Below are 23,464 nucleotides of genomic sequence, written 5' to 3'. Positions count from 1 at the left end.
AGCAATTCAGGAGTCCCGATGATGGCCGGCCCGATCAAACTCGATTTTTCCGAGAAGTACGACGATAACCACGCGCAGAAATACCTGCACAAGCACCAGGATGGTCTGGGGCGTCGTCTGTCCAACTGGCGTGATCAGCAGTTGGCCCGCAAGGCGTTGACCCTGGTCGGCGAACCGGGACTGGTGCTGGATCTGCCGTGCGGTGCCGGGCGTTTCTGGCCGTTACTGGCAGAAAAACCCAATCGGGTGATCATCGGGGCGGACAATTCCGAGTCCATGATCAAGACGGCGATGCAGGCCCAACCGGCAGATGTGGTCAAGCGGGTACAACCCTTGCACACATCGGCGTTCGACATTGCCTTGCCTGACAATGCCGTGGACAGCATTTTCTGCATGCGTCTGCTGCACCACATCGGCGAAGCCGAGCATCGGCAGGCAATTTTGCGTGAGTTCGAACGCGTGACCCGGGACAGTGTGATCATTTCGTTGTGGGTAGACGGCAATTTCAAGGCCTGGAAACGCAAGCGCGCCGAGAAACGGCGCGGACAGGAAGGTTACCAGAACCGGTTTGTGTTACCGGCCGCTACGGTCGAAAAGGAATTCGAAGCGGCGGGATTCAGGATCCAGGAACAACTGGACTTCATTCCGCTCTATGCCATGTGGCGAGTTTACGTATTACGCAAGAGGTAAGAGGATGGCAGTGCAATTTGCAGCAGAGACGGAAGTTGCTCCCCAGGATCGCTTCGACTATTACTGGAACCAGCGCGGTGAGTGGGTAGAAGAACCCAACGTGCGTCGTGGTGGCGAAAGTGGTGTGCAGCGAGTGGTGGGGCGCGATGGGCAACTGCTGTATGCCAAGCGCCAGACGGGTCATATCTATCGCAGTTGGCTGCACCCGTTCGGGCGGCCGACCGTATTGCGTGAACTGGACGCGCTGACCGGTGTATCCCGGTTGGGTGTCCGTGTACCGGAAATCGTGTTCTGCGGTGCTCAGCCCGATCCACAGCACAAGTGGCGGGCGCTGCTGGTCACCAAGTCGCTGGACGGTTTCCAGGAGCTTGAACAGTGGGAAGCGGGAGGCGGCCGCGAGCGGCACGGTGAAGCCGTGTATGAACGCGTGCTCAAGGACCTCGCCGAAAACCTGGCCCGGATGCACAAGGGTCGCTGGCAGCACAGCTGCATTTATATCAAGCACGTTTTTGTCAGTGTCACTGGCGAGGGTGAGTCGGCCAAGGTCGAAGTGGCTCTGATCGATCTGGAAAAATGCCGCCAGCGCCTGACCGCTCATCGTGCGGCGTCCCACGACATGAAACAATTGCGTCGCCACTCGTCGTTCAGCCCTACGGACTGGAAAAAACTCGTCTATTTTTATGAGACGGCGTTTGGCAGCGCTATCAAGGGTTTATAGCGATGAAACTAGAAATTGCACGAGGTTTGTTTCTGGTAGGAGCCTTGGCAGTTGCATCATGGGCGGTGGCGGCCTGGGAACAGCCACAGATGCAGGTGATCGGCAAATCAACCGATGCCCATTGCCCGATGCCACGGGTGGCCAAGGCCACCGTGGCGACTCAACCCGACCATGATTTGCTGCTGTTCATGTTCGGTCTTTCTCAACGGATGAGGCCGCAGAGTTGAATCGATTGAAGCCTCTTTCTACAAGAGCCAAAGGCCTCGCAGTTGCGAGGCCTTTTTTATGGCGGCATCAACTGGAAGGCTTTGGATCGGGCCTGGCCAGCAAGGTGTAGACGCAAGGCAGGACAAACAGCGTGAACAACGTCCCGATCGACATCCCGGTGGCGATCACCGTGCCGATATCAAAGCGGCTTACTGCGCCTGCACCGCTGGCCACGATCAACGGCACCATGCCAAACACCATGGCGGCAGTGGTCATCAGCACCGGCCGCAAGCGAATCGCCGCCGCCTCTTCAACGGCCTCGCGTGCCGTCAGGCCTTTTTCCTTGCGCAACTGATTGGCAAACTCGACGATCAGAATCCCGTGTTTGCTGATCAGGCCGATCAGCGTCACCAGCCCGACCTGGGTGTAGATGTTCATGCTCGACCAGCCCAGGAACAACGGAATCAGCGCCCCGCAGATCGACAGCGGTACCGTCACCAGGATCACCAGCGGATCGCGGAAACTCTCGAACTGCGCGGCCAGCACCAGAAAAATGATCGCCAGCGCCAGGGCGAAAGTCACCCAAAGCGCACTGCCTTCCTGCACGAACTGTCGCGACGCACCGCCGTAATCGAAGGCAAAACCGGCCGGGGCTTCTTCCCGGGCGATCTGCAACACGCTGTCGATGGCTTCGCCCATGCTGACCAGCGGAAACCCGGACAGCTTCGCCGCGTTCAATTGCTGAAACTGGTTAAGCTGTCGCGGTCGTGCCCGGTCGGTCACGGTGATCAGGGTCGACAGCGGCAGCAACTCGCCCTGAGTGTTTTTCACGTAGTAGTTGTTCAGCCAGTCCGGGTTGTCACGATAGGCCCGTTCCACTTGGGCGATAACCTTGTAGCTGCGGCCTTCAATGGTGAACCGGTTGATCTCCGCCTCACCCAGCAGGGTGGCGAGCGTGCCGCCCAGATCCTGCATCGACACGCCCATCTGCGCCGCCTTCGCGCGGTCGATATCGACTACGACTTCCGGTTTGTCGAAGGCCAGGTCCAGGTCGACGAACGCGAACTTGCCCGACTCCATCGCACGCTTCTTGATCCGGTCGGCCACCTGCAACAGCGGCTCGTAGTCGTTGGCGGTGTTGATCACGAATTCGAACGGCAGGCCTTCACCGGTGCCGGGCAGGGACGGCAGGTTGAAACCGAAGATCTGCAGGCCGGGAATGCTGCCGAGCTTGCCTTGTACCTCGGGAAGGATCTGCATCTGGGTGCGGCTGCGCTCGTTCCATGGCTTGAGCAGGAAACCGCCGATGCCGCTCTGCACACCGTTGTAGCCATTGATCTGGAACGACGAGTAGTACTCCGGAAACTCCTTGAAGATCTTCACGAATTCGTCGGTGTAGGTGTTCAGATAGTCGAGGTTGGTCGGTTGCGGTGCGTTGGCCATCATGAAAATGATGCCCTGGTCTTCGTCCGGTGCCAGTTCCGATTTGGTGAACTTGAGCAGCACCGGAATCAGGCACAGCACGATTACTGCGAACACCAGCACCACCGGGCGCGTATCGAGGGTGCCATGCAGCATGCTCTGATAACGACGCTTGAGGCTGTCGAAGATCAGGTCGAGTCGATGGGCCAGGCCAGTGGGGTTTTCCTCGTGGCGCAACAGCAGCGCGCACATCATCGGCGACAGCGTCAGGGCGACGATGCCGGAAATCACCACGGCGCCGGCGAGGGTCAGCGCGAACTCCTTGAACAGGGCCCCGGTCAGCCCGGTGAGGAAACCGATCGGTGCATACACCGCGGCCAGGGTAATGGTCATCGACACCACCGGCATCGCAATTTCCCGGGCGCCTTCGAGCGCGGCCTCCAGCGGCGTCTTGCCTTCCTCTATATGCCGGTGAATGTTTTCCACCACGACGATGGCATCGTCCACCACCAGCCCGATGGCCAGCACCATTGCCAGCAGGGTCAGCAGGTTGATCGAATAACCCATCATCTGCATGAAGAACATCACGCCGATCATCGACAGCGGAATGGTCACCACCGGGATCACCACCGAGCGCAGGGCACCCAGAAACAGGAACACCACCACGATCACGATCAGCACCGCCTCGAACAGGGTTTTCACCACTTCGTCGATGGAGGCCTGGATGAACAGCGTGGCGTCGTAGGCGATCTCGCTCTTGAGGTTGGGCGGTAGCTGGGCTTCCAGCTCCGGCATGATCTTGCGCACTTCCTTGATCACTTCCAGCGGGTTGGCGCCGGGGGTTGCCTTGATCCCGATGTACACCGAGGGTGTACCACCGAAGGAACTGATGGAGTTGTAGTTCTCGGCGCCCATTTCCACCCGCGCCACATCGCTCAACAGGACGCGGCTATCGCCGCTGACCTTGAGCGGGATCTTGCCGAAGGCCTCGGCGGACTTCAGTTCGGTGTTGGCGTTGATGCTGGTGACCACGTACTCGCCTTTCACTTCGCCGGCAGCGGAAAGGAAGTTGTACTGGCGCACCGCGTTGGTCACGTCGCTGGCGCTGAGGCCGAAGCCGGCGAGTTTCACCGGGTCGATCCACAGGCGCATGGCGAACACCTGGTTGCCGAGGATTTCCGCCTCGGCCATGCCCGGCAGGGTGGCCAGTTTCGGCTGGATCACCCGTGACAGGTAGTCGGTGATCTGCGGGTTGCTCAACTCCTTGCTGAAGAAGCTGATGTACATCAGCGCCGAGGCATCGGCGGCCTCCTTGCTCAGCACCGGGTCTTCGGCATCCTGGGGCAGCTTGTTCTTCACCTCGTTGGCCTTGGCCAACAGCTCGGTGAACAGCCGGTCGCTGTTGGAGCCGATGCGCGCGTAGATCGAGATGACCGAGAAGTTCTGGCGACTGACCGAGGTCATGTAGTCGATACCCTCGGCGCTGGCCAGGCTCTGTTGCATCGGCTGGGTGATGTAGCCCTGGATGGTTTCGGCATTCGCCCCGGGGTAAGCGGTGGTCACCGTGATCAGGGCGTTTTCCATTTGCGGGTATTGGCGCAGCGGCAGCTTGCTCCAGGCCTGGAAGCCCAGCAGCACAATCAGCAGGCTGACCACGGTGGCAAGCACCGGGCGACGGATGAACGGATCGGTAAAGGCCATGGGAATTCCTTGATCAGTCGACGCGGCGCGGACTGTTCTGCTCGCCGAGGGTCTTGTCGTCGCTGATGGCGATGTGGGCGCCGTTGTCCAGTTTGATCTGGCCGGCCGTCACCACTTGTTCGCCACTCTGTACGCCCTTGTTGATCATCACCAGGCCATCGCGGCGTTCGCCGGTCTCGATGAAGCGGCGCTCGGCAATCAGTACCGGTTGGCCCTTGTCGTCCTTCTCGACGCTGCCGTCCTCGGCTTTCTTCTGCCCGACCACGTACAGTGAGTTGCCGTAGAGGGTGTAGGTGATCGCGCTTTCCGGTACGACGATGTGTTTGCGCGGATCAGGCAGCAGGACTTCAAGGCTGGCGAACATGCCCGGCAGCAACTTGCCATCGGGGTTGGCCAGCGTGGCGCGAACCAGAATGTTGCGAGTGGTACTTTCGACGATCGGGTTGATGGCGCTGATGGCGCCGGCAAAGTTCTGGCCGGGATAGGCGGCCACCGATAGCTGTACCGGTTGGCCGATCGCCAGTTTCGGCACCGATTGCTCGGGCACGTAGAAGTCCGCGTAGAGACTGCTCAGATCCTGCAGGGTGGCGATTTTCGTACCGCTGGCGAGGTAGTCGCCGACGTCGACCTGACGGATGCCGATGGTGCCACTGAACGGCGCGACGATGCGTTTTTTCGCCAGCGACGCATTGAGCTGATTGACCGTGGCCCGGTTCTTTTGCAGCACCGCCGACAGTCGGTCGAATTCGCCCTTGGAGATGGCACTGCTGCCCACCAGCTGGCTGCCGCGGCCGAAGTCCAGCTGTGCCAGACCGAGGTCGGCCTTGGCGGTTTCCAGCAATGCGGACTCGACGGCGCTGTCGAGTTGCAGCAACGGCTGCCCGGCCTTGACCTTCTGTCCCGATTCGAATTTCAGCTCGGTAACGGTGCCGGCGACTTCCAGGCTCAGCTCGACACCCTGCAGCGCCTTCAATGTGCCGACGGTGGGCAGGCGCATCTGCCACGGGCGCTCGGTGGCTGTGGCCACGGCGACGCTGATCGGCGGTTTCGGTTTGGAAAAGCCCTGGATCATCGTGTAGATCGAGAAGGCCTTGTAACCGGCGAGGAGCAGAACGATCAGCAGTACAACACCCAACATGATCAACATGCGGCGACGCAGCATATTCCAGTTCCTTGGAGAAAATCAGGCGAGACAGGCGGGAACATTACCCCGACTCCGGCAGGGATTCCAACTGCCAGTTTTTACAGGGTATGAGGGGATAAAGTGGAGGAGGGGAGCACCGCCGACGGGACAGTCGGCGGCGATCTTCAGGCCATCAGGTGCAGATGGTTGTCCCAGAGCCCTGCGGGCAGATCCAGCGGTTTGGCCAGCAGTTCATCCTGGCGACAATCGTAATAGCGGCAACGTCCTTGCCCCGAGGTCACGACAAAGCCGTCCTTCACCGCACCGACGCCGGCGCAGTCGGGCAACGGTGCATCGAGGCGCACTTCGCCGCTGTCCAGATCCCAGATGAAGAAGCGGTTGCCCCGTGGTGCGGTCAGCGCCACCAGACGCAGTTCGCTGTGCACGGCGACGCTGGCGGTGTAGTGCCCCATCGACTGCAACTGATGGTCCGGCACCGGGAACGCCACGAATGGCTGGCCGGGACGTTTGATCGCCAGCAGCTCCGAGCGCTCGTGGGAAGGCCCCATGAATTGCTGGCCGGCGACAATGGTGCCGTCGCTGGCGATCCCTAGGTGGCGCACGCTGTTCATCTGCTGGGCGAGGGTTTCCTTGCTCAGCAGGGTGCCGTCGCGTTGCATCAGGACCAGGCTTGGCTCCATGGCGTCGAGGTTCATGTCGACCCGGCTTTCAGCCTCGGTGCGGATCCCGCCGTTGGCCACCACCAGGGTTTCACCGTCGGGCATCCACGACACCTGATGCGGGCCGAGCCCGTGAGTGGAAAGCTCTCCACTGTGCACCAGCCGTTCGCCTTCGAACTTGTACACCCCGAGCAGGCCGCGGCCCGGATCGGTGGTGTCGTTCTCGGTGGCATACAGGTAATCGCCGCTGTGATGGATCACCGCATGGCCGTAGAAATGCCGGTTCGGCTGCGAGGTCACGGTTTGCAGCAGTGCACCGTCGCGCAGGTCGATCAGGTAGCTCTCGGTGCCCGGACGGCGGGCGACGAACAGCGCGATCGGCAGCGTCGGGTGATTGATGATGTCGTGGCAGCGCTGGTCGACTTCGGTGGCGAACACCCGGGTGCCGTCCAGCCGGTAACCGACGGCATAGTGCTTGCCGTCGGTGTCGTCCCGCGCCGACAGCAGCAGCGGGCTCTGATCCTTGCGCTTGAACAGCGTCCAGCCGCCCAGTGTCACTGCTCCCAGCAGCAAACTACCTAAAGTCAGAGCCTGGCGTCGCAGCATGGCACTTGCCCTCATCAGTCACCGTCGTTGGCGTTGAAGCCCAGTTGGATGCCCAGCGCCTTGGCCAGTTCGCCTTCGTGCAGGCGGTGGACGACGTTGAGGCTGTCGTAGATGTCGTTGAGCTGCTGGCGACCGGCGTCATCGTTGAGCATTTCGGTCAGCGAGCGCTGGGTGCTGTCGAACAGTTTGAGCGACGCCGCGTAGGCGGCATCGATCTTGTCCGCCAACGGTTTCTGCTCAGCCGGCAGCAGGCCGCGCAGACCTTTGTTGTCGACGCCTTCCCAGACGGTTCTGGCCGCCGCGAGGCTGGCTTCCAGCGCCTCCATGGACGACTGGCTGCGCCACGCGTCAGCCTGGAACGGCTGAGGTACGCCCTTGCTCTGGCGGCCCATCGGCGTGCCGAGTTTTTTCTTCAGGGTATCGAGAGCGGTCACCTGTACCCGCAGCAGATCGGCGATCGCTTCGTGGGAGTCGGCATAGCGCTGGTTCGGGAATTTGCTCATCTGTGCGAGCATGCCGTCGGTCGTGTTCCAGCTGCTGAGAATCTCTTCGGCCAGTTGTTTCTGACGCTCGCCGATGGCCACCAGCAGTGGGCAGTATTTGGCTTTCTGCGCGTCATTGGCTACGTCAGGCTTGGCGTCGAACAGGATGTATTCGTAAGCGGACAGGCCTTGTACCACGACGCTGGACTTGGCCAGGGCAGCGGCGTCGATCTGCGGCTGGGCGGTGACCAGTTGCTCGACCTGACGGCCGACCAGGTTTTTCTTGTCCGGCCAGAATTGCACCTGCCACGAACGGTTGCCCTCGGCCAGTGGACCGATCAGCAACGGTTGCAGCTCGGCCCAGGCTTTCTGTGCATGCAGGAAGTCGGCACGGGCGGTGTCCAGGGTTTCTTTGCCCTGGCAATAGGCGAGGGCGCTGACGGCCAGTTGCCTGTCGGCCTCGACCCAGCGGGTGTAGGTCGGCAGGATCACCGATTTGGCGATGGCGGCCGAGGTCACGGCTTGTGGATCCTGCGGCGAGCACGCGCCGAGGGCCAGTGCGGCAAGGCTGGTGAACAACAGCTTGGGACGGAACATGTCGGGCTCCCGATTCTTTTAAGTGTTTAAAGTGAATTCAAGAACGCCAGCAGCGCGGCACGCTGCTCGGCATTGAAAGACAAAACCTGTTGCTGCGCCGCTTTCGCCTCGCCGTCATGCCAGAGCACGGCTTCGAGCAAGTTGCGGGCGCGGCCGTCGTGCAGAAACTGGGTGTGGCCGCTGACCGTCTGCGTCAGGCCGATGCCCCACAGCGGCGGCGTGCGCCAGTCGCGGCCGCTGGCCTGGAACTCGGTGCGGTTGTCGGCCAGGCCTTCGCCCATGTCATGCAGCAGCAGATCGCTGTACGGACGAATCACTTGATTGGCCAGTTCAGGTTCGGCCGCGTTGGCGGCGGTGGTGTATTTCGGCGTGTGACAGGACTGACAACCCGCCTGGAAAAACAGGCTCTTGCCGGCCAGCACCTGAGCATCGTTGACGTCACGGCGAGCAGGAACGGCGAGGTTGCGGGTATAGAACAACACCAGGCGCAGAATGTTGTCGCTGACTTCGGGTTCGCCGTCCGGGCCATTGCCATTCGGGGCCTGTTTGCAGGCCACTTGTGCGTCGGTGCAGTCATCAAACGGTCTCAGGCTCGTGGTGAGGCCCATATCACCGGAAAACGCGTGAACATTTTGTTGATTGAGGTTCGGTTGTCCGGCTTTCCAGCCAAATCGGCCCATCACGGTCTTTTGCTGCGCGTCGTCCCAGACCCGGTTGGGCCGGCCGTTGATACCGTTTTTCTCTTTGGCCTGCGCGGCGGCGTTGGCGAGGATCGCTGCTTCGGGGATCGCTTCGAGCAGACCCAGGCCGATCATCGGTGGTGCAACGCGTGCGGAGAAACGTGTGTCCGGGTGCATCGGGCCGTAGCCTAACTGAGTGAACTGCAACACCGGTTTGCGCAGCTCGACTTCGGTGCCGTCCTTGAAGCGCACCGGTACTGGCGTGTAATCGACCCGCACTTTGCCTTCCGGTGCGACGCCGGGGATGGCCATGTCCTGGAACTGCCCGCCGTAAACCGGTTCCGGCACCACGCCGACCTGCTCGATCAATCCGGCGTACTGTGGCGCATCGGGAATCGACAAACGCACCAGCATCGATACGGCGTTTGGCGCGTCCGGGGGCGGCGGATGTCCGCGACCATCCTTGATGTGGCAGCCCTGGCAGGCGTTGGTGTTGAACAGCGGGCCGAGGCCATCGCGGGCGGTGGTGGTCGACGGTGCGATCACCCAGGGACTGCGAAAGAAACTGTTGCCGACGCTGAAATCCACCCGACGCGAAGGTGGCAGGTTGGCCGAGGGCAGGGAGAACGCATTCTGATCCGTCTTGCGTACGGTCGCGGCGCCGCCGGAGCGGGCTTCGCCGGGCTCGGCCTTGGTGAAACGCGGGGCGTCATCGCAGGCACTCAGGCCAAGGGCCAGAAACAGCGCGGACAAGCGAAGAGGCAGCGACGGCATCAGACTTCCTGCAAGAGGGGCGAATTTAAAGGCGCAAAGTCTAACAGGGCGAGGGGGTTTGAATAAGAGGAATTATCGTTTACTTGATACAAGTCAGGCCGGCCGAAACGAACAAGGCGACCCGAAGGTCGCCTTGTTCAATAGACAGTGTCGATCAGAACTCGTGATCGGCGTTGTCCGGGTTCAGGTCGCTGATGCCCAGTTTGCCGGCAGCCGCTTCGATCGAGCCGGTCTGCTTGACCAGCGAGGCGATGGCGTCACGGACGATCTGGTTGCCAGCGGTGTTGCCGGCGGCGATCAACTGGTCGTAGTGCTCACCCTTGTTGGCGTGATCGACCATGACCTGGATCTTGGCTTCGGTAGCGGCCAGATCGGCTTTCAGCGCGGTGTCGGCAGCCGGGTCAACCTTGGCCACCAGCGACGACAGGCTGGCGCCGGTCATCTTGGTGCCGTCGACGCGGGTGTACTCGCCCAGATAGACGTTACGAATGCCTTTGGCATCGTAGAAGTGCGAGTTGTGGGTGTTGTCGCTGAAGCAATCCTGTTCGTCTTCCGGGGAGTTCGCTTCGAGGGACACCTTCATGCGCTCGCCGGCCAGCTCGCCCAGGGACAGGCTGCCCATGCCGAACAGCATTTTGCGCAGGCCGCTTTCAGCCGGTTCGGCTTCCAGGGTGGCGCGGTAGTTGTCGGCCACGTTCGGCTTCCAGTTGCCGACCATTTCTTCCAGGTCGCTGACCAGCAGCTGGGTCACGGCTTTCAGGTAGGCACGACGACGGTCGTTGTGACCGCCAGTGGCGCCTTTGCCTTCCAGGTAGTCCGACGCCGGACGGTTGCCGGCGCCAGGGCCGGTGCCGTTCAGGTCCTGGCCCCAGAGCAGGAATTCGATGGCGTGGTAGCCAGTGGCGACGTTGGCTTCGGAACCTCCCAGCTCGTTCAGGCTGGCGAGTTTTTCCGGAGTGATGTCCTTGACGTCGACCTTGTCTTCGCCGACCTGAACTTCGGTGTTGGCGATGATGTTGGCGTTGGCGCCCGGGTTGCCCAGTGCGTGTTCGTAGGATTTGTCGACGTAGTCGATCAGGCCTTCGTCCAGCGGCCAGGCGTTAACCTGACCTTCCCAGTCGTCGATGATGGTGTTGCCGAAGCGGAACACTTCGCTTTGCAGGTAAGGAACGCGGGCGGCGATCCAGGCTTCACGAGCAGCCTTCAGGGTGTCGGCGTTTGGCTTGGCAAGGAAGGCGTCGATAGCGGTCTGCAGGGTTTTCGCGGTGGATTCGGCATCGCTGTAGACGGCGAAGACCATGTCGGCGTAGTGCGCGACCACAGCCTTGGCAGCGGCTTCGTCGACTTTGCCGGCAGCGGCAGCCGCCGGTGCGGCGGTGCTGGCGGCTGGCGTCGGCGCAGCTGGAGCGGCGGCCTTGTCTTTGCCTTCGCCGCAACCGGCGAGGGAAATGGCGATGGCCAGCAGACTGGCGGTAGCCAGAGGCATACGAATCATGGCGAACATCCTGCTTCGGTAATTGAGTGGACAGGCGCGGGGGGCGCAAAAGCTGCGACATAATGCAAATCTTTCGCATTATGTGTAAAGGGTTGTAGCTGGAAATATTTCCTGTTTGCACCGGGGGGCGCGGGATCAACGGTGTGGGTTCTTCCCGGTATCAGTGGCGGGGAGTCCGTTGCCGGAGGTTTCAGAGAATCGCTGCGTTGCTGCGTTGCGCCTGCTTGAGATAGACGCTCAGTTCCCGCGCCGGCAGCGGTTTGCTGTAGTGATATCCCTGACCTTCGTGGCAGCCTTCGGAGATGATATAGGTCTCCTGTTCGGCGGTTTCCACGCCTTCGGCGATCACCTGCATGCCCAGGCTCTTGCCCAGTTGAATGATGGCGCGAACGATGGTCGCGTCATCGTCGTCATCCAGCAGGTCCTGGACGAAGCTCTTGTCGATCTTGATCTTGTCCAGCGGCAGACTCTTGAGATAGCTCAGCGAGGAATAGCCGGTTCCGAAGTCGTCGATGGCGATCAGTGCGCCGGAACGGCGCAGGCTCAGCAGGTGCTGGGCGGCGGTGCTGATGTCCTCCATCAGGCCGGTTTCGGTGACTTCCAGTTCCAGGCTGCGCGGTGGCAGGCGGTACATCTGCAACAGGTTGTTGACCACTCTCGGCAGCTCGGCGTGGTGCAGTTGCACGGTGGACAGGTTGACGGCCATGCGCAGGTCGACGAAACCCTGATCGTGCCATTCGCGCAGTTGCTTGCAGGCCTGATCCAGCACCCATTCGCCGATGGCGATGATCGTGCCGTTCTGTTCGGCCAGCGGAATGAACAGGTCCGGCGGCACCAGTCCGTGCTCCGGATGTTGCCAGCGGATCAGGGCCTCGACGCCGACCACGCGGTGATCGCGGTAGCTGATCTGTGGTTGGTAGACGAGGTAGAACTGATCCCGCAACAGGGCATCGCGCAGGTCTTTTTCCAGTTCGCGACGGCGGCGCATTTCGCTGTCGACGCTGGCGATATAGAACTGATAGCGGTTGCGCGAGCGCGTCTTGGCCAGGGTCATGGTCTGCTCGGCTTTCTGCAGCAGCTTTTCGGTGCTGTCGCCGTCCTCGGGGAACAGAGTGATGCCGATGGTCGCGCGCAGGCGGATTTCCTGATGATCGAGGGCGAACGGCGCTTCCAGGTCATCGAGGATGCTTTGCGCGAGTTCCGCCGCTTCGTAAGGCTGTTCGATGTCGGCCTGCACCAGAGCGAACTGGTCGCCGCCGAGACGGGCGAGGGCGCCGAGGCGACCGCTGTGGGCGCGCAGTCGATCAGCCAGGGCCAGCAGCAATTGGTCGCCGGTCTGATAGCTGAATTGTTCGTTGATGCCTTTGAAATCGTCCAGACCTACGCAAAGGACGGCGACCCGCCGCTGCAGCTTGCCGGCATCCACCAGAATCTTGTCCAGTTGCTGCTGCAGTTGCTGGCGGTTCGGCAGGCCGGTGAGGAAGTCGTACTGGGCCATGCGCAGCAGGCTGTTTTCCGCTTCGTGGCGCAGATGGGTGTTGCGTTCGATGGACTCGAGCAACTGGTTGGCGGTGTTGATCCAGATCCCGAGCTCGTTTTTCTCGTGGCCCTTGAGCTGCGGAATCTTGTGTTCGCTGGGGCGGTCCGGGTTGATCTCGGTGAGGTGTTCGATGATCCGCGACAGTGGTTTGGTCAGTAGCCAGTGATAGACCAGATACAACACAAGGCCCATGGCCAGGGCGCGCAGCACGCCGGAAATGAAGATGATCACCGAACTGACGATGAAGCCCTGGCCGTAAGTGGCGGTGTCGAGGGTGATGCTCAGGTCGCCGTAATACTCGCTGTAGGGACCACGCCCCACCAGTTGAGTGGTGAACGTGCGTTCCTGGCCGAGAATCAGGTCGGTCAGCCAGCGGCTGCTGGATTGCTGCAATTCACGGGATTTCTGCGCGAGCATCGCTTCGTTGGGATGCCCGATGGAGGCCTGGCGCACGGCGTCGTCCTGGAACAGGCCTTCGATCACCTGCATGCCCATTTCCCGGTCCAGGCTGTAGACCGCCTGGGTCGAGGGATCGCGGAACATGTCGAGGATGCGTTCGGCGTCGCCAGCGACGGCCTGGCGTGTTTTATAGGCATCGAAAACGATCTGCGCACAGCTCAAGACTACGCCGACGATCAATGCCGACAGGAGCACGACCCGGAGCAACTTCACCGACAAGCTGTTCTTGAGTTCCAGCTTCAAAGGGTTATTCCTTGTTCCGTGCGGGTAGCGTCAAGTTGCCATGAGTATTGGCAATCCCGTGTTGGCAGTCAAAGGGACAATCGAGCCGCGGAAAATTTGTCCGTGGCGTTGGCCGAAATGCTGCTGCATGGGGTATTTGCCCTGGTTGTACTGTGTCGGTAGTTTTGGCCTCCAACTTGAGGGCGTCGGACAATTTTTCCTCTTTTGATGTTAGTTCGCCGTGGCTTGGGAGCAAGGCGAGAAGGGCTGCTTTGCGTGTGGGAAAAGGCCCTGTTTGTGATGAGACGCACCCCCGATGATTTCTGCGGGCAGAAAAAACCCGGCTATAGCCGGGTTTTTGTCTGGCGTGCAGCTTAAGCGGTGAAGGTCTTGCCTTCGAACTGCTCGGCCACGAACTTCCAGTTGACCAGGTTCCAGAACGCCTCGACGTACTTAGGACGCAGGTTACGGTAGTCGATGTAGTAAGCATGTTCCCACACATCGCAGGTCAGCAGCGGGGTGTCGCCGCTGGTCAGCGGGTTGCCGGCGCCGATGGTGCTGGCCAGGGCCAGGGAACCGTCAGCCTTTTTCACCAGCCAGCCCCAGCCGGAACCGAAAGTGCCGATCGAGGTTTTGCTGAACTCTTCCTTGAACTTGTCGAACGAACCGAAAGCTGCGTTGATGGCATCAGCCAGCGCGCCGGTTGGTTGACCGCCGGCGTTTGGCGCCAGGCAGTTCCAGTAGAAAGTGTGGTTCCAGACCTGAGCGGCGTTGTTGAAGATGCCGCCCGAGGAAGTCTTGACGATCTCTTCCAGGGTCTTGCCTTCGAACTCGGTGCCTGGCACCAGGTTGTTCAGGTTCACGACGTAGGTGTTGTGGTGTTTGTCGTGGTGGAATTCCAGGGTTTCCTTGGAAATGTGCGGCTGCAGGGCATCGTGTGCGTAAGGCAGCGGCGGCAATTCGAAAGCCATGATGATTCTCCTAATCAGGTCTGTTGCGGTGAGCGCAAGGCCGATCACGGGCGGCCAGAAATGCACCGGCGAGTTTTTACTCTTTGCGGCGCAGGGTTCGGATCATAGCACCGGGGGTGCGGCTTAACCACGCAACAACTGTGTGGGATAGAGGTTCCAGAGCCTTTTGGAATAATTCAGCTGGCGATTATCAATTGTCCCGCCACCGTGAACATCATCACTGCCACCAACAGATCCAGAATCCGCCACGTACTCGGCCGTGCCAGCCACGGCGCCAGCCATGCCGCGCCGAACGCCAGGGTGAAGAACCACAGCAGCGAAGCACTTGCCGCGCCGACGACATACGCGCCGGGCACCGACTGTTGCGCACCGAGAGAACCGATCAGCAGAACGGTGTCGAGATAGACGTGCGGGTTGAGCAGGGTCACCGCCAGGGCGCTGAGCATCACTGCCCGCAGCGAGCGCACGGTCTGGTTTTCACCTTGTTGCAGGCTCTGTTTCGAGCAGGCCCGGCGCAACGCCTGGCTGCCGTACCAGATCAGGAACACCGCGCCGCCCCAGCGGGCGACCGCCAGCAAGGTCGGGTTTTGTGCCAGCACCGTGGCCAGACCGAAAACCCCTGCCGCCACCAGCAACGCATCGCAGGCGACGCACAGCGCCGCGACCGGCAGGTGATGCTCTCGCCGCAGGCTCTGGGCCAGGACAAAAGCGTTCTGCGTGCCGATCGCCATGATCAGCCCGAACGCTACCAGTAAACCGTTGGTATAGCTTTGCCACATGACGGTTACTCCGCGTTGGCTGCGAGATCGCGCAGCACTTGCATGGCGCGTTCGGCGTCGGCCTGACCGACGAACAAATGGTCGTGGTAATAGCCGGCAATCACGTTGCAGCTGATACCGGCCTTGCCCAGTGCGGTGGCGAAAGCGGCGGTCAGACCGACGGCTTCCAGCGCCGAATGCACGTTCAGGGTGATCCAGGCTGCGACGTAGTCGAAGCTGAAACCGGCGCGCTCGGCGTGGGACCGTTCGAGAATCACCGTCAGGCCTTCCTGTTCACGGAAACTGCCGACGATCTCCAGGCCGCTCGGCAATTGGCCGTCGCGCAAGGTGCAGAACACGTATTCGCCGGCATTGAGCTGCGGGCTCATGCTGCGCAGCAGGGTGGTCAACGAGGTTTCGCCAGCCATGGGGGTGGTCCTTGATAAAGAGTGCTTGCTGGCTATTCTCCGGGCAGACGCTGTATAAGAAAAACCAATAGTGCTGATCGCTCATTAGGAAAACTGATGTTCGACTACAAATTGCTTTCCGCTCTGGCCGCCGTGGTCGAGCAGGCCGGATTCGAACGGGCGGCTCAGGTGCTGGGCCTTTCGCAATCGGCGATTTCCCAGCGGATCAAACTGTTGGAGGCGCGGGTCGGCCAGCCGGTTCTGGTGCGCGGCACGCCGCCGTCACCCACCGAGATTGGCCGGCGGCTGCTCAACCATGTGCAGCAGGTGCGCCTGCTCGAACGGGATCTGCAGACGCTGGTGCCGGCGCTGGACGAGGAGGGCTTGCCGGAACGGCTGCGCATCGCGCTGAACGCCGACAGCCTGGCCACCTGGTGGGCTGAGGCGGTGGGCGACTTCTGCGCCGAACAACATCTGTTGCTGGATCTGATCGTCGAAGACCAGACCGTCGGCCTCAAGCGCATGCGCGCCGGTGAAGTCGCCGCATGTCTGTGTGCCAGTGAACGACCGGTGGCCGGCGCCCGCAGCGTATTGCTCGGCGCCATGCGCTATCGGGCGCTGGCCAGCCCGGCGTTCATCGAGCGGCATTTCCCCGACGGCGTGCAGGCCGCCCAACTGCCGCGTACCCCGGCGCTGGTGTTTGGTCCGGACGACTTTCTGCAACATCGATACCTTGCGTCCCTCGGTGTCGATGGCGGTTTCGAACACCATTTGTGTCCATCCTCCGAAGGTTTTATCCGTCTGACCGAAGCCGGGCTCGGCTGGGGACTGGTGCCGGAATTACAGGTGCGCGAGCAACTGGAACGCGGCCTGTTGCGCGAACTGTTGCCAGATAAACCGATCGACGTGCCGTTGTACTGGCATCATTGGCGCAATGGCGGTCAGTTGCTCGGGCTGTTGACCGAGCAACTGGTGCGCTCGTCGGCGCAATGGCTGGTGCCGTTGGACTGACGGCCAGCGTCAAGACTCACGAATCAGGCAAAACGAAAGACAGCGGAGCTCTACATGAAAATTCTGGTCACCGGCGCAAGCGGCTTCATTGGCGGACGCTTTGCGCGTTTCGCCCTGGAGCAGGGCCTGGACGTGCGGGTCAACGGTCGCCGGGCCGAGGGTGTCGAGCATCTGGTACGTCGCGGTGCCGAGTTCGTTCAAGGCGACTTGAGCGACCCGGACCTGGTGCGTGCGCTGTGCAGCGATGTCGAAGCCGTGGTGCACTGCGCCGGATCCGTCGGGTTGTGGGGCCGTTATCAGGACTTTCATCAGGGCAACGTGCAAGTGACCGAAAACGTGGTTGAAGCCTGCCTCAAACAGCGGGTGCGGCGCCTGGTGCACCTGTCGTCGCCGTCGATCTACTTTGACGGCCGCGACCACCTCGGCCTGACCGAAGAGCAGGTGCCCAAGCGTTTCAAGCATCACTATGCGGCGACCAAGTATCTGGCGGAGCAGAAAGTCTTCGGCGCTCAGGAATTCGGCCTCGAAACCCTGGCCCTGCGCCCGCGTTTCGTCACCGGCGCCGGGGACATGAGCATTTTTCCGCGCCTGCTGAAGATGCAGCGCAAAGGGCGTCTGGCAATCATCGGCAACGGCCTGAACAAGGTCGACTTCACCAGCGTGCACAACCTCAACGAAGCGTTGTTGAGCAGCCTGCTGGCTGCCGGTTCGGCGCTGGGCAAGGCCTACAACATCAGCAATGGCGCCCCGGTGCCGCTGTGGGATGTGGTCAATTACGTGATGCGCAAAATGGAAGTCCCACAAGTCACCAAGTACCGTTCCTACGGGCTGGCCTACAGTGTCGCGGCACTCAACGAAGCGGCCTGCAAGCTTTGGCCGGGCCGTCCCGAGCCGACCCTGTCGCGCCTGGGCATGCAGGTGATGAACAAAAATTTCACCCTCGACATCAGCCGCGCCCGGCATTATCTCGACTACGATCCGAAGGTCAGCCTGTGGGCGGCCCTCGATGAGTTCTGCGGCTGGTGGAAAGCCCAGGACATTCATTGAAACAAGTCGACCGGCTGATCGTGAACCCCGTCGCCGCCAGAGGGTCAATCCCTGCGGCTGCGGGGGGTTATACTGCGCCGCAATCAGCCATTACCGCGTTTCACAAAGGTTGCCTCAATGTCCATGCGTAACGATGCCCACGACGACGATTTCGATGATGTACCCAGTCTGCGTGCCGACACCCTCGATGACGATGATTTTCCCACCACAGCCCGTACGTCCGTACACTCGCGCACGCCGCCGGTGGTCAAGGTCAAGTCTGCGAGCACCGGGCCATTGTGGGCGCTGGTCGGCGCCCTGTTCTTTGCCTTCATCGGCCTGGCCTGGTGGAGTTTCCAGCAGATCTCGCTGATGGAGCAGCAACTGGTGGCGACCCAGGAAAGTTTCGCGCGGATCAGTGAAGAAGCGGCGGGGCGACTGCAGGACATTTCCGGCAAGGTCGTGGCCAGCCAGACCAACGTCAACACCGACAGTGAAGCCCTGAAACTGCAGATCAAACAGCTGCAAAACGCGCTTCAGGATCAGAGCAGGCAGCAACAGGGTGTGGCCGGACAGGCGACGGATCTGGACAAGCGCCTGGCGCAGATGACCGCCCAGGCCACCGAGCAGCAAAACGCCAATACCCAGTTGCAGGCCCAGGTCAAAGCCCTGAGTGCAGAGTTGGCGACGTTGAAAAGCACACCGGCCGACACCAGCAAGGTCGAAGCGCAACTCAAGGGCTTCGATGCGCAGTTCAAGAGTCTGGGGGCGGACATCACGGCGCTGAAGAAACAAGGCAGTTCCAACGCCGCCATCGAGCGTCTGGAGCAGGAAATCGTTGTGCTCAAAAGTGAGCAGGACAACCGCCCGGCTGCTTCCCAGGGCGGCACCAACACGGCCGAGTTCGATGCGTTCCGCGGGCAGATGACCCGTAACATCAACACTCTGCAGGCGCAGATCCAGAACCTGCAACAGCAACTCAACGCCCGGCCTTGAGCCACCTCTGCGGCGAGGGAGCGTGTTCCCTCGCCGCAATCCCCCTCGCAACATTCAGAACCTTTCTGAATATCCATACCTGCCTTCAGGCCGTCTACGCTCTTGAAACATCAACAAGAACGAGGGATGCGTCATGGGGTTTGTGCAAAAACTGGCCTGGCTCGGTGCGGTGCTGCTGTTGAGTTTCGGCCAGGCCAATGGGGCTACGGAAAAGGACGACAGCAAGGCTGCCATCGCCTTGCTGGAAAAGGCACTGGCCTACTATCACGACAACGGCGACAAGGCGTTCGCGGCGTTCAGCCGACAGGGCGAGTTCGTCGACAAGGATCGCTACGTGTTCGTGGTCGATACCAAGGGCGTGATGCTCGCCAGCGGAGGGCCGTCGTCGGCATTGATCGGTCGCGACGTGAGCGAAGTCCTCGGGCCGGACTTGCAGAAGTCCTTCAAGGACGCCCTGAAAGTGCCGGAAGGCAACGGCATTCAGCAGGCCGAATACCGCTGGCAGAACTGGGCCGACGGCAAGGTCGAGCGCAAGCACGTTTACTATCAACGCATCGGTCAGCGAATTCTGGCGGTCGGTTATTACTTGCCGCGTGCGTCGGCAGAGCAGGCGAAGGCCTTGCTCGACAAAGCCGCCACCGATCTGACCAGGGACGAGAAGGGCACACTGTCCGCGATCAACTCGCTCAAGGGGGGGTATCTGCAGGATGACCTGTATGTGTTCGTTGTGGATTTGAACACCCGGCGTTACGTCGCCCATGGCACCAACCTGCGGTTGATCAACACCGATTTCGCCAAGGTCGATGACCCGGAAGGCAAACCGGTGGGCGAGCCGATTCTGGCGTTGATCGGCAAGCAGGATGAGGGCGAGTACGAATATCGCTGGAAGAACCCGGTGACCGGCAAGGTCGAGGACAAACATGCCTACCTGAAGAAGGTCGGAAATCTGCTGGTGGCGGTCGGTTATTACAGCGCTTGATTCCTGGAAGCTCCCACGCCGCGCGTGGGAGCCATCGGCATCAATCAGCGGGCGCCGTGCTCACGGCCCCGCAGCAAACGGTTCGGCATGGCAATCGCCGCCGCCAGCCCGAGCAGCGACACCCCGGCGCTGACCATCAGCAAATGCCGGAATGTCACCAGCAACTCGGCACGCAAGGCATTCTGCGCATCGCCGGGCGCCGCGTTCAGGCCATCGAGCAGCACGTTGCCGGAATGACCTTCGCCGATCAGCGATGCGCCGGTCAGGTGAGCGAAACTGGAGTCCTGCAACAACGCCAGCAGCAGCGCCGACATCAACGCCACGCCCACCGCGCCGCCCAGGGAGCGGAACAGGTTGGTGGTGCTGGTGGCGACGCCGATGTCCTTCTGTTCGACCGAATTCTGCGTGCCGACCAGCGAAGTCGGAAACTGCATGCCGCCGGCGATACCGCTGAGCAACATGAACAGGCTGCTGATCAGCGTCGCATCGGGCGGGCTGAAGGCCATGCCGAGGATCGAGATCGGCATCAGCAGCGCACCGGTGAGAATCTGCGGTTTGTAGCGCCCGGTGATCGATGTGCGACGTCCGGCGAAGTACGCGCCGATCGGCAGGCCCATTGCCAGCGGCAGCAAGTGCAACGCGGCGCTGTCGGCGCCGGCACCGGTTACGCTCTGGAAGCGCAACGGCATCAACACAATCAACGAAATCGCCTGGAAGCTGCAGAAGAAAATCGTGCACCAGCACAGCAGAGCGCTGCGATTGGTGAACAGATGCATCGGCAGCAATGGCTCGCGGGCTCGCCGCTCATGCCAGACGAACACCGCCAGCACCGCTACCGCGCAAGCGAACAGTCCGAGCACTTCGCTGCTGCGCCACGCATGGCCCTGGCCCACCTGAGTGATCGCCAGCAACAGCGCGGTCAGGCCGATGATCATCAGCAGCGTGCCGAGGTAATCGATGACTGGTTTGCGCTGGGGAATCGGCAGGCCGACCAGATTGCGTCGGGCCACCCAGTACGCGCCGATGCCCAGCGGCAGGTTGATCAGGAACACCCAGCGCCACGAAAGATATTCGGTCATGTAGCCGCCCAGTACCGGGCCGGCAACACTGGCCACCGCGTACATGCTGCTGAAGTAACCCTGATAGCGTCCGCGTTCCCGGGGCGGGACTATGTCGCCGATGATTGCCTGACTCACCGAAATCATCCCGCCGGCACCGATGCCCTGGAAAATCCGCGCCAGCACCAGTTGTTCCATGCTTTGGGCCATGCCGCAGAACAGCGAGGCGAGGGTGAACAGGCCCATGCCGAACAGCATCAATTTGCGCCGCCCGTACAGGTCACCGAGTTTGCCGTAGATCGGCACCGCCACGGTCATCGCCACCATGTAGCCGGAAATCACCCAGGCCAGCAGGCTGACATCCTTGAACTGTGCGGAGATGGCCGGCATGGATACAGCGACGATGGTCTGGTCCAGCGCGCCGAGAAAAATCGCCATCATCAGCGCGACCAGCACGCTGCGAATGGCCGGTTTGGGCGTTTCGGGATGGTTGAGATTGGTCACGGGCGAACCTGCGGGCAGTGATTGACCCGCAGGGGCAAGGCGAGCGGGTGGATGCTCGCCAGTGTAAGTCGGTAGCAGGCTATTCGATAGCCTCATAAGGAAGCCCGACGTAATTTTCTGCAATGGTTTTTTGTCCCGCTTCTGAACTGACAAAGTAGTCCAGTTCCGAGGCGCTGATGCGCTGACTGAAATCGTCGTGCTCGTCGAAACGGTGCAGCATCGAGGTCATCCACCAGGAAAACCGCTCGGCTTTCCACACCCGACGCAGGCAGATTTCCGAGTACTTCTCCAGCAACTCAGTGCGACCTTCGCGGTAGACCTTCAGCAGAATCCTGAACAACGTGCTGACGTCGCTGGCCGCCAGGTTCAAACCCTTGGCCCCGGTCGGCGGAACGATATGCGCCGCGTCGCCCACCAGAAACATCCGCCCGTACTGCATCGGCTCGACCACAAAACTGCGCAGCGGCGCGATGCTCTTTTCAATCGATGGACCGGTCACCAGCTTCTGCGCCAGATCTTTCGGCAGACGACTGCGCAGTTCATCCCAGAATCGCTGATCCGACCAGTCGTCGACGTTTTCCTCGGCCGGCACTTGCAGGTAATAGCGGGTGCGGGTCGCCGAACGCATGCTGCACAGGGCGAAGCCGCGCTCGTGGCGGGCGTAGACCAGTTCATCGTGAATCGGTGGCGTATCGGCGAGGATCCCCAGCCAGCCGAACGGATAAACCCGTTCGAACACCTTCAGGCAGTCCGCCGGAATCGACTGACGCGCCACGCCGTGGAAACCGTCGCAACCGGCGATGTAATCGCAATCGACGCGCCAGGTTTCGCCGTCCTTTTCAAACGTGACATAGGCTTCGTCGCTTTTCATGCCGCAGGGAACGACATGGCTGGCTTCGTAGATTGTCTGTCCGCCGGTCTCCCGACGAGCGGCCATCAGGTCGCGGGTAACCTCGGTCTGGCCATAGACCATCACGGTTTTTCCACCGGTCAGCGCCTGCAGATCGATGTGCACCCGACGCCCGTCGAGGGCCAGTTCGAAACCACCGTGCACCAGCCCTTCAGCGTCCATCCGCTGGCCCACGCCAGCCTCGCGCAACAGCTCTACCATGCCCTGTTCAAGGACCCCGGCGCGAATTCGGCCGAGCACATAGTCAGGGGTCTGGCGCTCGATAATCAGGGTGTCGATGCCGGCATTGTGCAACAGTTGGCCGAGCAACAATCCGGACGGACCGGCGCCAATGATGGCGACTTGGGTTTTCAGCGTTTTCATTGTTTTTATGACTCGCAAGGTTCACGCGACAGCGGCCGGTGAATGATTTTCAGGATTCGAGTGCTTGCATTTTTCCCTTGCGGGTCTGTCAATTGAAGGTGAAAACTGAGCCGATACCTGTACATTCTGCCAATCGGTGCGATTATCGCCCGCAAACCTCGAGAGGCCTGGATTGAAGTGATGAACAAGCCTGACCTGCCTTCGATTCCGGTGTTCAAGCTCTACGGTGAAAGCCTGGACTGGCCGACCCCTGACTTGCTGCACTGTGAAACCATTTCCAAACGCAGCCGCGAACACCAATGGGAAATCAAACCCCACCGCCACGCCGATTTGTGCCAGTTGCTCTTCGTATTCAAAGGTCAGGCAGAGCTTGAAATCGAAGGCCAACGCACGCAACTGAACGAAGCCGCGATCCAGATCCTGCCGCCGTTATCGGTGCATGGATTCCGTTTTTCCGAGGACGTCGAAGGATTTGTCGTCACCCTGGCCACGCCATTGATCAACCACTTGCAGGCGCAGCTGGGCAACGCGGTGCAGGCCCTGGCCCAGGCCGAAAGCTACCCGGCGGGCAAGGATGCGGACTACCTCAACAGTCTGTTTGCTGCGTTGCAGGCCGAGTACAACGGCCATCAACCGGCGCGGGAAATGCTCATGCATTCGCTGGTGAGCGTGATCATGGTCTGGGTCAGCCGTCAGGCGATCCACCGTCACAACGCCAAGCAACGACCACACCGTCAGCGCGAATACCTCAATGGCTTTATCCAACTGGTAGAGGAGACGTACCGACAGCACGTCAAGGTCGAGGACCTGGCTCATCGCCTGGGAATTTCCGTCTCGCACCTCAACGGCACCTGCCGCGAACTGGCGGGGCAGCCGGCGTTGCAGATCATGCACGAACGCCAGTTGCTGGAAGCCAAGCGGCTGCTGACTTACACCGGCATGACCATTTACGAGATGTCCGAGGTGTTGGGTTTTTCCGATCCGACCAACTTCACGCGCCTGTTCCGGCGCCGGGTGGGGATCTCGCCAAAGGCGTTCCGCGACCGCTTGAAGGCCGAGCAGAACGACGACGCCTGAACCTGGTA

20 protein-coding genes are annotated in these 23,464 nt (G+C 61.1%); 8 read left to right on the top strand and 12 right to left on the bottom strand.

The annotated features are described in order from the left end of the window. Nucleotides 1-21: 21 nt before the first annotated feature. The 3 genes from ACSPX5_RS17485 to ACSPX5_RS17475 are packed head-to-tail and all read left to right on the top strand — an operon-like array spanning nt 22 to nt 1,635. Nucleotides 22-690: a class I SAM-dependent methyltransferase gene (locus ACSPX5_RS17485; protein ID WP_439819986.1), complete on the top strand. Its 669-nt coding sequence runs from the start codon at nt 22-24 to the stop codon at nt 688-690. Nucleotides 691-694: 4 nt separating this feature from the next. Continuing rightward, complete coding sequence (locus ACSPX5_RS17480) at nt 695-1,408, top strand: lipopolysaccharide kinase InaA family protein (protein WP_169431686.1); 714 nt, start codon at nt 695-697, stop codon at nt 1,406-1,408. A 2-nt stretch (nt 1,409-1,410) separates the two neighbouring features. Beyond that, nucleotides 1,411-1,635 carry a hypothetical protein gene (locus ACSPX5_RS17475; RefSeq protein ID WP_439819985.1) on the top strand — a complete coding sequence of 75 codons (225 nt, stop codon included), beginning with the start codon at nt 1,411-1,413 and terminating at the stop codon, nt 1,633-1,635. A 67-nt stretch (nt 1,636-1,702) separates the two neighbouring features. On the opposite strand, the gene ACSPX5_RS17470 is transcribed toward ACSPX5_RS17475, so the two are convergent. The 10 genes from ACSPX5_RS17470 to ACSPX5_RS17425 form a co-directional block, all read right to left on the bottom strand. Continuing rightward, entirely contained in the window at nt 1,703-4,738 is a 3,036-nt protein-coding gene (locus ACSPX5_RS17470; protein WP_439819984.1) for a multidrug efflux RND transporter permease subunit, read from the bottom strand. Nucleotides 4,739-4,751: 13 nt separating this feature from the next. Beyond that, complete coding sequence (locus tag ACSPX5_RS17465) at nt 4,752-5,900, bottom strand: efflux RND transporter periplasmic adaptor subunit (protein ID WP_169431683.1); 1,149 nt, start codon at nt 5,898-5,900, stop codon at nt 4,752-4,754. A gap of 146 nt (nt 5,901-6,046) precedes the next feature. Next, entirely contained in the window at nt 6,047-7,147 is a 1,101-nt protein-coding gene (locus ACSPX5_RS17460) for a DUF1513 domain-containing protein (RefSeq protein WP_439819983.1), read from the bottom strand. Between the two features lie 14 nt (nt 7,148-7,161). Continuing rightward, nucleotides 7,162-8,226 (bottom strand): imelysin family protein, encoded by a 1,065-nt coding sequence (locus ACSPX5_RS17455; RefSeq protein WP_207866734.1) that lies wholly within the window; start codon nt 8,224-8,226, stop codon nt 7,162-7,164. Between the two features lie 26 nt (nt 8,227-8,252). Beyond that, nucleotides 8,253-9,680: a di-heme oxidoreductase family protein gene (locus ACSPX5_RS17450; RefSeq protein WP_439819982.1), complete on the bottom strand. Its 1,428-nt coding sequence runs from the start codon at nt 9,678-9,680 to the stop codon at nt 8,253-8,255. Between the two features lie 154 nt (nt 9,681-9,834). Then, nucleotides 9,835-11,175: an imelysin family protein gene (locus ACSPX5_RS17445; protein WP_207866735.1), complete on the bottom strand. Its 1,341-nt coding sequence runs from the start codon at nt 11,173-11,175 to the stop codon at nt 9,835-9,837. 190 nt (nt 11,176-11,365) lie between these two features. Further along, nucleotides 11,366-13,417 (bottom strand): putative bifunctional diguanylate cyclase/phosphodiesterase, encoded by a 2,052-nt coding sequence (locus tag ACSPX5_RS17440; protein WP_085709556.1) that lies wholly within the window; start codon nt 13,415-13,417, stop codon nt 11,366-11,368. A gap of 353 nt (nt 13,418-13,770) precedes the next feature. Beyond that, nucleotides 13,771-14,367, bottom strand: coding sequence for a superoxide dismutase (locus ACSPX5_RS17435; protein WP_016773431.1), 597 nt, complete (start codon nt 14,365-14,367; stop codon nt 13,771-13,773). A gap of 176 nt (nt 14,368-14,543) precedes the next feature. Further along, complete coding sequence (locus ACSPX5_RS17430; protein ID WP_207866736.1) at nt 14,544-15,146, bottom strand: LysE/ArgO family amino acid transporter; 603 nt, start codon at nt 15,144-15,146, stop codon at nt 14,544-14,546. 5 nt (nt 15,147-15,151) lie between these two features. After that, nucleotides 15,152-15,553: an ACT domain-containing protein gene (locus ACSPX5_RS17425; protein ID WP_085709558.1), complete on the bottom strand. Its 402-nt coding sequence runs from the start codon at nt 15,551-15,553 to the stop codon at nt 15,152-15,154. 96 nt (nt 15,554-15,649) lie between these two features. Between ACSPX5_RS17425 and ACSPX5_RS17420 the strand changes: the two genes are divergently transcribed. From ACSPX5_RS17420 to ACSPX5_RS17405, 4 genes are all read left to right on the top strand, one after another. Next, on the top strand, nt 15,650-16,543 hold the full coding sequence (locus ACSPX5_RS17420; protein WP_169431676.1) for a LysR family transcriptional regulator ArgP: 894 nt from the start codon (nt 15,650-15,652) through the stop codon (nt 16,541-16,543). Between the two features lie 54 nt (nt 16,544-16,597). Then, complete coding sequence (locus ACSPX5_RS17415; protein WP_439819981.1) at nt 16,598-17,590, top strand: NAD-dependent epimerase/dehydratase family protein; 993 nt, start codon at nt 16,598-16,600, stop codon at nt 17,588-17,590. A 117-nt stretch (nt 17,591-17,707) separates the two neighbouring features. Then, on the top strand, nt 17,708-18,565 hold the full coding sequence (locus ACSPX5_RS17410) for an ATPase (RefSeq protein ID WP_439819980.1): 858 nt from the start codon (nt 17,708-17,710) through the stop codon (nt 18,563-18,565). A gap of 133 nt (nt 18,566-18,698) precedes the next feature. Next, complete coding sequence (locus ACSPX5_RS17405; RefSeq protein WP_169431673.1) at nt 18,699-19,544, top strand: cache domain-containing protein; 846 nt, start codon at nt 18,699-18,701, stop codon at nt 19,542-19,544. Between the two features lie 44 nt (nt 19,545-19,588). Here the strand turns inward: ACSPX5_RS17405 and ACSPX5_RS17400 are convergent, their stop codons facing one another. Continuing rightward, entirely contained in the window at nt 19,589-21,106 is a 1,518-nt protein-coding gene (locus ACSPX5_RS17400) for an MDR family MFS transporter (RefSeq protein ID WP_439819979.1), read from the bottom strand. Nucleotides 21,107-21,185: 79 nt separating this feature from the next. Next, the gene (gene pobA, locus ACSPX5_RS17395; RefSeq protein ID WP_439822039.1) at nt 21,186-22,370 is read right to left on the bottom strand and encodes a 4-hydroxybenzoate 3-monooxygenase; all 1,185 of its coding nucleotides are present in this window, start codon (nt 22,368-22,370) and stop codon (nt 21,186-21,188) included. A gap of 189 nt (nt 22,371-22,559) precedes the next feature. Here pobA and ACSPX5_RS17390 point away from each other — a divergent pair, with 189 nt between their 5' ends. After that, nucleotides 22,560-23,456, top strand: coding sequence for a helix-turn-helix domain-containing protein (locus ACSPX5_RS17390; protein ID WP_169431671.1), 897 nt, complete (start codon nt 22,560-22,562; stop codon nt 23,454-23,456). Nucleotides 23,457-23,464: the final 8 nt, after the last annotated feature.

Source organism: Pseudomonas sp. HLG18 (assembly GCF_051903985.1).
Classification (GTDB): Bacteria; Pseudomonadota; Gammaproteobacteria; order Pseudomonadales; family Pseudomonadaceae; genus Aquipseudomonas; species Aquipseudomonas fluorescens_BT.
This window is presented reverse-complemented; position numbering and strand designations above follow the sequence as displayed.

What these genes read in the sequence shown, in the direction of transcription:
- ACSPX5_RS17475 (WP_439819985.1), top strand. Translation starts at nt 1,411, where the DNA reads ATGAAACTAGAAATTGCACGAGGTTTGTTTCTGGTAGGAGCCTTGGCA.
- ACSPX5_RS17390 (WP_169431671.1), top strand. Translation starts at nt 22,560, where the DNA reads ATGAACAAGCCTGACCTGCCTTCGATTCCGGTGTTCAAGCTCTACGGT.
- ACSPX5_RS17410 (WP_439819980.1), top strand. Translation starts at nt 17,708, where the DNA reads ATGTCCATGCGTAACGATGCCCACGACGACGATTTCGATGATGTACCC.
- ACSPX5_RS17460 (WP_439819983.1), bottom strand. Translation starts at nt 7,147, where the DNA reads ATGCTGCGACGCCAGGCTCTGACTTTAGGTAGTTTGCTGCTGGGAGCA.
- ACSPX5_RS17450 (WP_439819982.1), bottom strand. Translation starts at nt 9,680, where the DNA reads ATGCCGTCGCTGCCTCTTCGCTTGTCCGCGCTGTTTCTGGCCCTTGGC.
- ACSPX5_RS17465 (WP_169431683.1), bottom strand. Translation starts at nt 5,900, where the DNA reads ATGCTGCGTCGCCGCATGTTGATCATGTTGGGTGTTGTACTGCTGATC.
- ACSPX5_RS17455 (WP_207866734.1), bottom strand. Translation starts at nt 8,226, where the DNA reads ATGTTCCGTCCCAAGCTGTTGTTCACCAGCCTTGCCGCACTGGCCCTC.
- ACSPX5_RS17470 (WP_439819984.1), bottom strand. Translation starts at nt 4,738, where the DNA reads ATGGCCTTTACCGATCCGTTCATCCGTCGCCCGGTGCTTGCCACCGTG.
- ACSPX5_RS17435 (WP_016773431.1), bottom strand. Translation starts at nt 14,367, where the DNA reads ATGGCTTTCGAATTGCCGCCGCTGCCTTACGCACACGATGCCCTGCAG.
- ACSPX5_RS17415 (WP_439819981.1), top strand. Translation starts at nt 16,598, where the DNA reads ATGAAAATTCTGGTCACCGGCGCAAGCGGCTTCATTGGCGGACGCTTT.
- ACSPX5_RS17430 (WP_207866736.1), bottom strand. Translation starts at nt 15,146, where the DNA reads ATGTGGCAAAGCTATACCAACGGTTTACTGGTAGCGTTCGGGCTGATC.
- ACSPX5_RS17485 (WP_439819986.1), top strand. Translation starts at nt 22, where the DNA reads ATGGCCGGCCCGATCAAACTCGATTTTTCCGAGAAGTACGACGATAAC.
- ACSPX5_RS17445 (WP_207866735.1), bottom strand. Translation starts at nt 11,175, where the DNA reads ATGATTCGTATGCCTCTGGCTACCGCCAGTCTGCTGGCCATCGCCATT.
- ACSPX5_RS17480 (WP_169431686.1), top strand. Translation starts at nt 695, where the DNA reads ATGGCAGTGCAATTTGCAGCAGAGACGGAAGTTGCTCCCCAGGATCGC.
- ACSPX5_RS17420 (WP_169431676.1), top strand. Translation starts at nt 15,650, where the DNA reads ATGTTCGACTACAAATTGCTTTCCGCTCTGGCCGCCGTGGTCGAGCAG.
- ACSPX5_RS17425 (WP_085709558.1), bottom strand. Translation starts at nt 15,553, where the DNA reads ATGGCTGGCGAAACCTCGTTGACCACCCTGCTGCGCAGCATGAGCCCG.
- ACSPX5_RS17405 (WP_169431673.1), top strand. Translation starts at nt 18,699, where the DNA reads ATGGGGTTTGTGCAAAAACTGGCCTGGCTCGGTGCGGTGCTGCTGTTG.